Source organism: Bifidobacterium sp. ESL0820, from assembly GCF_052606235.1.
The window spans coordinates 794,548-807,856 of record NZ_CP199594.1; the positions used below are offsets into that span (position 1 = coordinate 794,548).

8 protein-coding genes are annotated in these 13,309 nt (G+C 64.2%); 5 read left to right on the forward strand and 3 right to left on the reverse strand.

Going from position 1 to position 13,309, the window contains the following annotated elements; genetic code table 11:
• Positions 1–26 precede the first annotated feature (26 nt).
• The gene (gene miaA / locus ACUIAH_RS03370; RefSeq protein WP_445341393.1) at positions 27–1,031 is read right to left on the reverse strand and encodes a tRNA (adenosine(37)-N6)-dimethylallyltransferase MiaA; all 1,005 of its coding nucleotides are present in this window, start codon (positions 1,029–1,031) and stop codon (positions 27–29) included.
• Positions 1,018–2,418, reverse strand: a complete 1,401-nt coding sequence (miaB, locus tag ACUIAH_RS03375; protein WP_445341394.1) for a tRNA (N6-isopentenyl adenosine(37)-C2)-methylthiotransferase MiaB — start codon at positions 2,416–2,418, stop codon at positions 1,018–1,020. Before miaB ends, miaA begins: the two co-directional genes overlap by 14 nt.
• A gap of 151 nt (positions 2,419–2,569) precedes the next feature.
• Between miaB and ACUIAH_RS03380 the strand changes: the two genes are divergently transcribed.
• Entirely contained in the window at positions 2,570–3,280 is a 711-nt protein-coding gene (locus tag ACUIAH_RS03380; RefSeq protein WP_045924161.1) for a GTP pyrophosphokinase, read from the forward strand.
• A gap of 120 nt (positions 3,281–3,400) precedes the next feature.
• On the opposite strand, the gene ACUIAH_RS03385 is transcribed toward ACUIAH_RS03380, so the two are convergent.
• Entirely contained in the window at positions 3,401–4,240 is an 840-nt protein-coding gene (locus ACUIAH_RS03385) for an aldo/keto reductase (protein ID WP_306221985.1), read from the reverse strand.
• Between the two features lie 307 nt (positions 4,241–4,547).
• On the opposite strand from ACUIAH_RS03385, the gene ACUIAH_RS03390 reads away from it, so the two are divergent.
• The 4 genes from ACUIAH_RS03390 to ACUIAH_RS03405 all read left to right on the forward strand — a co-directional run bounded on the left by ACUIAH_RS03390 (position 4,548) and on the right by ACUIAH_RS03405 (position 13,264).
• Complete coding sequence (locus ACUIAH_RS03390) at positions 4,548–8,060, forward strand: RCC1 domain-containing protein (RefSeq protein ID WP_445341395.1); 3,513 nt, start codon at positions 4,548–4,550, stop codon at positions 8,058–8,060.
• A gap of 502 nt (positions 8,061–8,562) precedes the next feature.
• Positions 8,563–8,703, forward strand: a complete 141-nt coding sequence (locus ACUIAH_RS03395) for a hypothetical protein (protein WP_445341396.1) — start codon at positions 8,563–8,565, stop codon at positions 8,701–8,703.
• 179 nt (positions 8,704–8,882) lie between these two features.
• Entirely contained in the window at positions 8,883–12,131 is a 3,249-nt protein-coding gene (locus ACUIAH_RS03400; RefSeq protein WP_445341397.1) for an RCC1 domain-containing protein, read from the forward strand.
• Between the two features lie 329 nt (positions 12,132–12,460).
• Entirely contained in the window at positions 12,461–13,264 is an 804-nt protein-coding gene (locus ACUIAH_RS03405; protein WP_445341398.1) for a Bax inhibitor-1/YccA family protein, read from the forward strand.
• Positions 13,265–13,309 lie beyond the last annotated feature (45 nt).

A 13,309-nucleotide genomic window follows, 5' to 3' on the forward strand; every position in this document is an offset into this window, starting at 1 on the left:
AGCCTAGGAACTTCAAGTACTTGAAGTCAAAGCGCGCCCAGATGGTGTCTGGTCACCCTCCCCTGGTCCGACTGGTCGGCCTGGGCGTCCGCCTGGTCGAAGCAGCCTTGGTCGGCCTGGTCCACCAGGTCCAGGGCCTGCCGGGCCAGGTCCGGGGCCAGGGCATTCAGCCAGTGGATGCGCGGGTCCCGGCCGAACCAGCCCATCTGCTTGCGGGCCAGACGCTTGGTCTTCTGCGCTATCAGACCGAAGGCGGCATCCAGGTCGGTGCGGCCGTCCAGGTAGTCCAGAATCTGCTGGTAGCCCAGGGCGCGTGAGGCCGTGGTCCCCAGGCGGTTGCGCAGCCTGCTCACCTCGTCGACCAGCCCCTGGTCGCGCATGACCTGGGTGCGCTGGTCGATCCTGCGGTCCAGCTCCTCCCGGGGCAGGTCCAGTCCCAGCTGCAGGGCGGGCAGCAGGTAGCGGTACCGGGGCAGGCTGGCCGAATAGGGCCGTCCGGTGATCTCCATGACCTCCAGAGCCCGCACGGTCCGCCGCACATTCCGAGGGTCCATCCGCTCCGCAGCCTCCGGGTCCCGCTCCTGCAGCTGGCGGAAGAGCAGCCCGGGGCCTTCCTCTTGGGCCCGCTCCTCCAGCCTGGCCCTGACCGCCGGGTCGGTGCCGGGGAAGGACAGATCGTCGATGACCGCCCGGGTATAGAGCCCAGAGCCACCGACCAAGATCGGCCGGATTCCCTGCGCCCGCAGGTCGGCTATCAATGACCGTGCCATGGCCTGGAAGCGGGCCACGCTCATGGCCTCCTCCGGCTCGATGATGTCGATCAGGTGGTGGACCACCGCCTGCCGCTCAACTACCGAAGGCTTGGCCGTGCCCACATCCATCCCCCGGTACATCTGGTAGGCATCGGCATTGACGATATGTGCCTCCTGCCCGCGGGCTTGGAGAGCCTGTGCCAGGGCCACGCCCAGGGCGGTCTTGCCCGAGGCTGTGGGACCCACGATGGAAACGATGTGGGGTTCAGCGGATGACATAGACCTGCCCCGCCCGGGGATCCGGGTCAGCGATCAAATAGTGGGGCCCGGCCTGGGTGACGGTGCAGGTGACCAGGTCCCCGGGCTCCGGCGCAGGCATCCCCTGGGGCACGCCGACGTGGACCAGCACCCCGGTGCGCTCGTGCCCGGTCACCCGATGGGTGCTGCCGTCGTGCCGGCCGTGCCCGTCGCCGATCAGCACCTCCACCTCTTTGCCCAGAAAGTCCTGCATATGCTCCATGGTGATGGACTCCTGCAGGGCCTGCAGCCGCTCGAACCGGTCCTGGACCACGGCCTTGGGCAGCTGCGGCATGCGCGCGGCCGGAGTGCCCGGACGCGGCGAATACTCAAAGATGAAGGCCGAGGAGAAACGAGCCCGGCGCACCACGTCCATGGTGGCCTGGAAGTCCTCCTCGGTCTCTCCGGGGAAGCCCACGATGATGTCTGTGGTAATGAGGGCATCGGGCATGGCGGCCCGCACCTTGTCCAGTATCTGCAAAAAGCGCTGGGACCGGTAGGAGCGCCGCATGGCCCGCAGAATCCGGTCGGAGCCCGACTGCAGGGGCATGTGCAGCTGGTGCATGACCGTGGGCGTCTCGGCCATGGCGGCGATCACGTCGTCCGTGAAGGCTGCCGGGTGGGGCGAGGTGAAACGGATCCGTTCCAGCCCAGGCACGCGGCCGCAGGCCCGCAGGAGCCTGGCGAAGGCGTAGCGGTCCCCGGTGGACCAGCCGTAGGAGTTGACGTTCTGCCCCAGCAGGGTCACCTGGCGGGCCCCGGAGCGCACGCAGTCCTCAACCTCCTGCAGGATGTCTTCCATGGACCGGTCCCGCTCCCGCCCGCGCACCGAGGGCACGATGCAGAAGGTGCAGGTGTTGTTGCAGCCGACCGATATGGACACCCAGGCCTGCGTGCGCGAAGCCCTGACCGCCGGCAGCCGCCCGGGCAGATCCCGCAGCTCCTGCGTAACCCCCACCTGGGGCCGCCCGTCCTTGCGGGCCTTGTCCAAAAGCCCGGGCAGCGAGCCGATGTCCCTGGTGCCGAAGACCGCATCCACCCAGGGCGCCGCCTTCACGATCCGCTCCCGGTCCTTCTGAGCCATGCAGCCGCCCACGGCGATGCGCGTGTCGGGCTTGTGCTGCTTGAACCTGTGCCAGCGCCCGATGGTCCCGTACATGCGCTGGGTGGCGTTGTCGCGCACGGCGCAGGTGTTGAGCACCATCACGTCCACCTCGCGCGCGCGGACCTGCTCGGGCGTGGCCTGCTGGTAGCCCTGGGCCCGGAGCACCCCGGCGATCCGCTCGGAATCGTGCTCGTTCATCTGGCAGCCCAGGGTCCGCACATAGTAGACGCCCCTGCTGTCCTTACGCTGAGCGGTCGCGCTCATGCCCTCGCCTGCTTCCATAAGCCATGATTGTATGCGCAGGTCGGGTCCCGCGGCCATCGGGGCCTGTGCGTACCATGAGTCATGGTTACGAACGGCGGCATGGGAGGTTCATGTGATACTCGACCGTAACAGTGCCATGAGCGCATCCGAAATGAAGCAGCGACTGTCCGACCTGGACGAAAAGGACCGTCCCAAGCTGGACATCGACGAGATAACGGAGTTCGTCAATCTCATGCAGACCTACGAGGGGGCCATGTATGAGATTTCGACCAAGCTGGACGTGCTGGACACGGAATTCCAGGTCCGGTTCAGCCACAACCCCATCCACCACATGGAGCGCCGGCTCAAGAGCGTGGACTCCCTGATCGGCAAGCTGCACCGCAAGAACCTGCCCGTCACCATTCCCTCGGTGCGCGATCACATCTTCGACGTGGCCGGCGTGCGCGTCATCTGCAACTACCGGGACGACGTCTACTCGGTCTCACGCTACCTCTCCGACCAGTCGGACATCCAGGTGCTGAGGGTCAAGGACTACATCCGCAACCCCAAGATGAACGGCTACCGCAGCCTGCACGTCATCTACGCCGTGCCGGTCTTCCTGACCTCGGGCCCGCACTACACGCCGGTCGAGGTGCAGTTCCGCACCATCGCCATGGACTACTGGGCCTCCCTGGAGCACCAGCTGCGCTACAAGTCCGACCTGCCCGACGCCCGCCTGGCCGAGCATTCGCAGACCCTGCTGGACTGCGCCCGCTCCCTGCAGAACATCGAGGTGCAGATGCAGTCCATCCACCGCGACATCTCAGGTTCGCCCCAGGAGCAGGAGGCCGACGACGAAGCCATCAGCGGCAATGCCGATTAGCTGAATCGTCACAAATCCTTTACCATAGAGACCAGGCCAGGTGGAAGGGTTGGGGCTTCCGCCGGGTCCCAGGAGGAGGCCCCGCCTGCAAGGTCGGGTCTCCTCCTGTACCACCATCCCTTAGAAGTCGAAGTTGTCGGGATCCGCACCGGTGCGCTCGTCCCTGTTCATGGCGGTGATGGCTTTCATGTCCTCGTCGCTCAGCTCGAAGTCGAAGACCTGCGCGTTCTGCTCGATCCGCTCCTTGTGGGTGGACTTGGGGATGACGATGACCCCGCGCTGCAGGTGCCAGCGCAGCACGATCTGTGCCGGGGAGCGGTCGTAGCGCTCGGCCATGGCCTTGAGCCTGGGGTCGGCCAGCAGGCTGCCGCCGGTGCCGCCCAGGGGGCTGTAAGCCTCCACGTCCACACGCAGGGTGCCGTGGCAGTAGTCGATCAGGTCGTCGTTGACGAACTGGGGCGAGGACTCGATCTGGTCGACCGCCGGCTTGGTGCCGCTGATGGTGTGCAGCTCGTCCAGGTGGTGCTTCTGGAAGTTGCAGACCCCGATGGCCCGCACCCGCCGCTGGGTGTAGAGCTCCTCCATGTCCTCCCAGGCCTGCTGCCAGCCCTTGGCGGGCCAGTGGATCAGGTAGAGGTCCAGGTAGTCCACGCCCAGCCGGTCCAGGCTCTCCTTGAAGGCCTCCTTGGCCCGCCCTGCGCGTATGTCGTCATTCCAGAGCTTGGTGGTCAGGAAGACATCCCGCCGGTCGACCCCGGAGCGGCGCAGCCCCTCCCCCACGGACTGCTCGTTGCCGTAGATCATGGCGGTGTCGATGTGGCGATAGCCCGCCTGCAGGGCCCAGGTGACGGCCTGGCTGGTGGCCTCGCCATCGGGTGTTTGGAAGACCCCAAGACCCAGCTGGGGAATGCTGACCCCGTTGTTGAGGGTGATGACGGTGTCGGTGACGTTTCCGGTCATATAGGCATGCTCCTTATCGGCCGATCAGCGGCCGTGACGTGTTGTCTGCCCATTCTATCTGCCAGGCAAGATGGGAGGAGCTGTTGCTTAGGCCCACCGCCGCGCATTTGCATCTCGTGTGTTGTTTTCTGGCTGGGTGGTAGGGTGAAAGGCGGGGGATGTCGAGAAGACGGCTGGCTTTTATCGTGACTTGTGCAGTCTGTTGCACGGGCTGGTATTGAGCAATGGGCGGCTTTCCGAGAAGAAGAACTTTGTTATGCAAGCGGCGTTGATTCCGTTTGGTGTTTGGTGAAGGGGTTTTGGTTTGATGCATCTGGTTTCCCGTCTGCGTCGCATCATGGCGATGATGACCGTCCTGATCAGCCTGCTGGCAGGCCTGGGCGTCGCATCCGCCCAGGCGGACGCTCCCATACTCACCGGGGGGGGGGGTCGTCAGACCCCTCGCGTAGCTGACGGAACCTCCGGCATTTCCTCCAGCAACGCAACCAGCACACCACTACCCTCACCCTCACCGATACAGGCCACCACACCGTTAAACCCCGCATCATCTAAGCCGGGCACCCCGTCATCGACGACAGGAACACCCGGCAGCGCAGACTCCGCTCCAGCTGAATCAGCCGAACAGGCAAACAATCAAGCTTCACACACAGTGCGCTTCGACCCCGCCGACGGCAGCAAATCCACCCAGTCCACTGCGAAAACTGGGACTCTAGCCGCTCCCCCGCAACACAATCCTCAGCGTGAAGGCTTCCTGTTCAACGGATGGACGCTTGACGGCCAGCCTTTCGACTTCCAGACCCCCATCCTCCAGGACACGACCCTGAAAGCCCAATGGACCAAGACCACAGACTGGACGCTGAGCCCGGACCACGGGCCCGCCACCGGCGCCCGACTGACCATCAGCCCACCCAGCCTGCAGGAACCCTACTACATCAGCATCCATACTTTCGGAGACCGGTTTGTCGGCCTGACCGGCGACGGCCGCATCTACACATGGACACAGGACAGCACACCTGAGCAGATTCCCACCCCCGCCCAGGCTCCCGACGGGTTCCACTACCTACAGGCCACAGCCGGCGACCAATGGCAGGCAGCACTCGGATCCGACCAACACATCTACACCTGGAACAGCCAACAGCCCACACCCACCATCCTCGACGCCGTCCGGAACACCAGGTTCACCAGCATCAGTACGAACGATGATCGGCTGCTGGCCGTGGACCGGCAAAGCCGAGTCCACGACTATCAGGCCGACCAGAATCCGAACCCAGAACTCAAAGAGCAGGCCGCAACCAGCCTGCCCGGGCAGGCACAGGCCGTCACCGCCACCACCTCCGGCAGCCGAACCCTCATCGTGGACGCGGACGGGCAAGCCTGGACCTGGGACACAAGCAACACCAGGAAAGCCGAACCCGAACGCATCAAGCTGGACCCGGGCATGCGCATCATTCAAGCCCAGGCCCTCAGCCAGGGGTCCCTCCTGCTGGACACGAAAGGACAGGCCTGGTACCTGGCCGACAGCACCACCGCCATGACCCCGGTCAGTCTGCCGGACGGCGCCAAGGCCAGCCAGATCACAGCCAACAAGGACCAGGCCATGATCACCAGCACGGACGGCTCCCTTCGAGTGTGGAAGCCCGGCGAAACACCCGTTCGGGCGGACAACAGAAATCATCAATATATACAGGCCGCAAGCACCGGCAGCAGGGTCACCGCCATCAGCAGGCAGGGCGGCATGTTCGCGTGGAGCCTGGACGGGCAGGGCCAGCACGGCGGGCCAGCACGGCTCGACACCACACAGGCGCCCATCCTGGAATCAGCCAGTCTGGACAGCCAGCCGCTCAAACTCACCAGGAACAACGGCTCCTGGCAGGCGCAGATGCCCGCCCGCAAGCCGGGACCAGCCGCCATCCTCATCACCGGCAGGCAGGACAGCCAGCCCTTCACCAGAAACCTCAACTACACGGTCGACCAGCCGCTGACACGAGCCGCCGAACCACGATCCACGCTCACGGTCCACTTCGACACGGGCGGAGGAAGCCCCGTACCAGCAGGCCAGAGTTTTTCCACCATAAACGGGAGGGTGAAGCGCCCCTCCCCCGACCCGGCGCGTGAAGACTTCCTGTTCGACGGATGGTTCATCGGCGATGTCGCCTACGATTTCAGCAAGCCCGTCGACAAGGACCTGACCCTGACGGCCAAGTGGACTCCGAACAGCACGTGGAGCATCAGCCCGGACAAGGGCAGCCAGCTGGGCAGGGAATCCACCACCATCACCCCGCCTGACACAAGCCGGGGCATCAGGTTCAACCAGATCAGCGGAGGAAAAAGTTCCAACAACAGTTTTTCCTTGGCCCTGGGCAGCGACGGGAACGCCTACGCATGGGGAAACAACACCTATGGCCAGCTCGGCGACGGGACGAAAACCGACAGAACTACGCCAGTCAAAGTGAGAAAACCTACTAACGCACCTGCGGATTTCACCTACGTGCAGGTCAGTGCCGGATGGGATTGTTCGCTGGCCCTGGGCAGCGACGGGAACGCCTACGCATGGGGAAACAACAGCTCTGGCCAGCTCGGCGACGGGACAACCACTCAAAGGACTACGCCGGTCAAAGTAGGGAAGCCTACAGGCCTCACCTACGTACAGATCAGCGCAGGAGTCCATTATTCGCTGGCCTTGGGCAGCGACGGCAACGCCTACGCATGGGGAAGCAACACCTATGGCAAGCTCGGCGACGGGACAACCACTCAAAGGACTACGCCGGTCAAAGTAGGGAAACCTACAGGCCTCACCTACGTGCAAGTCAGCGCCGGATGGCAGCATTCACTGGCCCTGGGCAGCGACGGCAACGCCTACGGATGGGGACAAAACAGCAGTGGCCAGCTCGGCAACAACACCGCCAGCGGGTACGGTGACTCGAATCCGGTTCCTGTACGCGTACGCGACCCCGCCAACCCCACCGACACGAGCAAAGGACTGAAAGCCACACAGGTCAGCGCCGGAGCATTGCATTCGCTGGCCCTGGGCAGCGACGGGTACGTGTACGCCTGGGGGATGAACGACCATGGCCAGCTCGGCAACGGCACCACCAGCGACACTAACGCGAACCCTGTTCCTGTGCGCGTGCGCGACCCAGCCAACCCCACCGATGCGAGCAAAGGACTGCAAGCCACACAGATTATCGCCGGATACAAGCATTCGCTGGCCCTGGGTAGCGACGGATACACCTACGCATGGGGACGCAACGACTATGGCCAGCTCGGCAACACCACCACCAGAGATTCGTCTGTTCCTGTACGCGTGCGCAACCCCGCCAACCCCACCGATACGAGCAAAGGACTAAAAGCCGTACAGCTCAGCGCCGGAGAATATTATTCGCTGGCCCTGGGCAGCGACGGAAATGCCTACACCTGGGGTGCCAACGGCAATGGCCAGCTCGGCAACGACACCACCAAGGACTCGAATATTCCTGTGCCGGTGATGTTCAACCTGCAGCTGGTGATCACCGGCGTCAGGTTCGACCAGACCCCCGCATCAGGCCTGACCCGTGGCGATGGCAGCAGCGTCAGCGTGCTCACGCCTGCGCACCAGCCGGGCATGGTCACGGTCAGCGTGGACTACACGCTGGGCGGCACCCCCCAGCAGCCCGATACTTCCCTCAGGTACACGTACCTGCCAGCAGGCGTGCTCCCCAAGGCCGGAGGGGAAGGCATCCTGCTCGCCCTGGCCACGGGCATGACCGGCATGGGCGGGGTCCTCGCCTCACGCCGCCACCGGAAGGAAACACGCCGACTATTGCACGCTTCGCACGAGTAAGAGCGGCCGGGCGGCGTATCAATCCCCCCGCCCCCGACCCACATAGGGGGAGCAGGGAGGAAACGTGTCAGTCAAGGCTCATCCCCAAGAGAGCCGACACTTCCCTCCCGCGCCCCCACCACACTTCCGCCTGCGGGGATACAGGCAGACCTCTCTTGTTTCCGCCCAGGAAGGGAGATGAACACAGCAGGGCAGGCAACAGGGCTTACCACCCGGACAAGCCTGGCCGCTGCCTGTTCTCCCCGTCCTGGCATAATTCCGTAACGTCAGCTGCCGAACTCGTTGTCTTCGGACGGCTGGCTTGGGCTTATGTGTGTTGTCTGCCGACCGGGTGGTAGGGTGAAAAGCGGGGGACGTCGAGAAGACGGCTGACTTATGCCATGGCTCCTGCAATCCGATGCAGGGCTGGCGTAGACAGACAGCACGGCCTTCCGACAGACAGAACTTTATTAGGCAGGCGGTGTTGATTCCGCTTGGTGTTTGGTGAAGGGGTTTTGGTTTCATGCATCTGGTTTCCCGTCTGCGTCGCATCATGGCGATGATGACCGTCCTGATCAGCCTGCTGGCAGGCCTGGGCGTCGCATCCGCCCAGGCGGACGCTCCCATCCTCACCGGGGGGGGGGTCGTCAGACCCCTCGCGTAGCTGACGGAACCCCCGGCACTCTCCCCAGCAGCGCAACCAGCACACCACTGCCCACACCATCACCGATACAAACCACCACACCATTAAGCCCCAGACCAGACACCCTGTCACCGAAGACGAGCAGTCCGGACAACACAGAACCCGCTCCAACTAAGCCATCCGATACCAGTGATCAAGCCGTGCAAACAGTGCGCTTCGACCCAATCGACGGCAGCAAACCCACCCAAGCGACTGTGCAAACCGGCACCCTCGCCGCTCCCCCGCAACAGAACCCTGTGCGTGGGGGCTTCCGGTTCGACGGGTGGACTCATGATGGGCAGCCTTTCAACTTTCAGACCCCTATCCTCCAAGACACGACTCTGAAAGCCCTGTGGACCAAGACCACAGACTGGACACTAAGCCCGGACCATGGGCCCGCGTCCGGAGCCCGGCTGACTATCAGCCCGCCCAAAACTCAGGAACCTCAATTTGTCAGCGTCCAAGCAGCAGGAGAGCAGACCGTCGGTTTGACCGGCGACGGCCGTATCTACGTCTGGGCACAAGACGGCACGACCAAGCAGGTTCCCTCCCCCGCCCAGGCCGCCGACGGGTTCCGCTACCTGCAGGTTGCAGCCGGCAGCCGACGGCACGCAGCTTTAGGATCCGACCAGCACATCTACACATGGAACAGCCAAGAGGACACACCCACGATTCTCGACACCAGCCAGGATGCCGGGTTCACCAGCATCAGCCTGTACGATGACCTTCTGCTTGCCGTGGACCGGCAAGGACAGGTCCACGCCTTCCAAATCGGCATGACAGGCAGCCAGAACCTGAACCCGAAGCACGTCGAAAAGGCGACGCTTAGCCTGCCCGGAAAGGCGCAGGCCGTCAACGCCGTCGTCTCCGCCAGCCAGGCTCTCATAGTGGACGCGGACGGGCAGACCTGGACCTGGGACGCGAGCAACACCAGAAAAGCCAAGCCTATACACATCAAACAAGACACCGGAATGCGCACCGTCCAAGTCCAAGCCTTTAGTAAAGGATTCCTGCTCTTGGATTCAAAGGGACAGCCCTGGTACCTGGCCGACAGCGAGGCAAGCGTAACCCCAGCCGGCTTGCCGGACGGCACCAAGGCCAGCCATATCGCCGCCAACGAGGACCAGGCCATGATTGTCAGCAAGGACGGCCGCGTCTGGGCGTGGAAGCCCGGCGAAGCGCCCAAGCGCGCGGACACTGGGAACCAGCAGTACATGCAGGCCGCCAAAGCCGGCAACAGAATCACCGCCCTGAACAGGAACGGCGGCATTTACAGGTGGAGCCTGGAAGAGCAGGGCCAGCCCGGCAAGCCAGCCAGACTCGACACCAGCAACGCCCCCACCTTGGAATCAGCCAGCCTGGACGGCCAACCGCTCAAACTCACCAGGAACAACGACTCCTGGCAGGCGGACATGCCCGCCCACAAGCCGGGGCCAGCCGCCATCCTTATCACGGGCAGGCAGGACGGGCAGCCTTTCGCCAGGAGCCTTGCGTACACGGTCGACCAGCCGCTGACCAGAGGCGCCGGACAACGATCCGCGTTCACGGTCCGCTTCGACACGGGCGGCGGAAGCCCGAAACCAGCGGACCAGACTGTCCCCGCCCCGTACGGCAGAGTGAAGCGCCCCTCACCCGACCCTGTGCGGGAGGGCTACCTGTTCGACGGCTGGTTCACCGGCGAGGTCGCCTACGATTTCAGCAGGCCCGTCGACAAGGACCTGACCCTGACCGCCCACTGGACGCCCGCAGGCCGGAACACCAAGTGGAGCATCAGCCCCAATAAGGGCAGCCAGCTGGGCAGGGAACCCACCACCATCACCCCGCCCGACAACGCCAGCCGGGGCATCAGGCTCAGCCAGGTCAGCGGATCACAATCGGGCAATTTTTCCTTGGCGGTGGGCAGCGACGGGAACGCCTACGCCTGGGGAGACAACAACTATGGCCAGCTCGGCAACGGGACAACCAGCTACAGCCAGGCTACGCCGGTCATGGTGAGGAAGCCCGACCGCAGCACGTACCCGGACCTGCCAGCAGACTTCACCTACCTGCAGGTCAGCGCCGGAGGCGATCATTCGCTGGCCCTGGGCAGCGATGGATACGTCTACGCCTGGGGATGGAACACCTATGGCCAGCTCGGCGACGGGACAAGAGACGACAAGCATGCGCCGGTCAGGGTGAAGACGCCCGACCGGAAGACCTACCCGGACCTGCCAGCGGACTTCACCTACCTGCAGGTCAGCGCCGGATGGATGCATTCGCTGGCCTTGGGCAGCGACGGCAACGTTTACGCCTGGGGATACAACTACTATGGCCAGCTCGGCGACGGGACAGGCAGCAGCCGGTATGCGCCGGTCAGGGTGAAGACGCCCGACCGGAAGACCTACCCGGACCTGCCAGCGGACTTCACCTACCTGCAGGTCAGCGCCGGAGCCGGTCATTCCCTGGCCCTGGGCAGCGACGGCAACGCCTACGCCTGGGGAAGGGGCACCTTTGGCGAGCTCGGCACCACCAGCTACAACAATTCGAATCCTGTTCCTGTGCGCGTGCGCGACCCCGCCAACCCCACTGACACGAGCAAAGGACTGCAAGCCACACAGGTCAGCGCCGGAGGCGATCATTCGCTGGCCGTAGGCAGCGACGGATACGCCTACGCCTGGGGATTCAACTACTACGGCCAGCTAGGAAACGGCACCACCAGCTACAACAATCCGAATCCTGTTCCTGTGCGCGTGCGCGACCCCGCCGACACAAGCAAAGCACTGCAAGCCACACAGGTCAGCGGAGACTATCATTCCCTGGCCGTAAGCAGCGGCGGATACGCCTACGCCTGGGGACACAACAGCCATGGCCAGCTCGGCAACAACAGCAGCGGCAGCAATTCGTCTGTTCCTGTGCGCGTGCGCGACCCCGCCAGCCCCGGGAACGCGAGCAAAGGACTGCAAGCCGCACAGGTCAGCGCCGGAGGCGATCATTCGCTGGCCGTGGGCAGCGACGGCAACGTCTGGGCATGGGGAAACAACCAGTATGGCCAGCTCGGCGACGGCAGCACAAGCAGCAAGTCGGCTCCTGTGCCGGTGTCGTTCAACCTGGCTCTGGCGATCACCGGCGTCAGGTTCGACCAGACCCCCGCATCAGGGCTGACGCGCGGGGATGGCAGCAGCGTCAGCGTGACCACGCCCGCACACCAGCCGGGCACGGTCACCGTCAGCGTCGCCTACACGCTGGGCGGCGCACCCCAAACGCCCGACACATCCTTGAAGTACACGTACCTGCCCGCAGGCGTGCTCCCCAAGGCAGGAGGGGAAGGCATCCTGCTCGCCCTGGCCACCGGCATGACCGGCATGGGCGGCGTCCTCGCCTCACGCCGCCACCGGAGGGAACACCAGCTGCTTCATGCTTCGCACGAGTAAGAGCGGCCGGGGGCGGCGTATCAATCCCCCCGCCCCCGGCCCTACATAGGGGGAGCAGGGAGGAATGTGCCAGTCAAGGCTCAAACCCCAAGAGAGCCGACACTCCCCTCCCGCGCCCCCACCACACTCCGTCCAGCCTGCAAAGTCTGGACGGCACATCAGGAGAGGGGCAACCGCCATGGCGGGATGTGGGCATGCAACCACCCCACCATGGCGGCCACCCCCGCCTGATTCCAACCAGAGCAAACACCTGTTATATGGCCAAACCGGCCATGTAGAATTGAACAAGACGACCATCCCGCCACAGACGGGAAGACAAGGAGGAGCAGATGGCTTTCAACGGGAATCCGCGGCCGCAGGCCCCATACGGTCAGTACACACAGCAGCCGATGCCGACCATGCAGGGCGGTGAGCCCTACGGCATGGGCGCGCCCATCGACACCAACGCAGCATACAGCTTTGAAAAGGCGGAACGGGTCTCCATGTCCCGCGCCTATGCGGAGATGGCCGTCGGCCTGCTGGTCACCGCCCTGACGGCCTATCTGACCGCCCGCACCGGACTGCTCCTGGCCTTCATGCAGGCCACGGGCACCCTGGGGTGGATCGGCATGGCCGTGGTCCAGGTGGCCTTCGCCATGATTCTGAGCTTCCGGGTCATGCGCATGCGCACCTCCACCGCCCGGGTCATGTTCTACCTCTATGCGGCCCTGATGGGCTTCACCCTGAGCACCATCTTCATGACCTACTCACTGCCGTCCATCATGCTGACCCTGGTGATCAGCGCGGGCTTCTTCTTCGTCCTCAGCATGCTGGGGCTGACCACGCGGCGCAACATGCTGGGCATGGGTTCCATCTTCATGGCCGGCCTGCTCATGCTGATCCTGGTCGAGGTGGTCATGCTCTTCGTGGCCCCCTCCAACACGGCCCTGCGCGTGGTCTCGGCCATAGGCATCATCCTCTTCGCCGGGCTGACCATGTATGACGCCCAGCAGACCAGGGTCATCTTCGCCACTTACCGCAGCCAGGGGCCGGAGGCCATCAAGCGGGTCTCCATCCTCTGCGCCCTCAACCTCTACTTGGACTTCGTCAACCTCTTCCTCTACATCCTGGATCTGGTCGGCGATCGCAACTGACAAAAGAAAATCCCCGCTCCTAACGTTGGGGCGGGGATTTTTGTA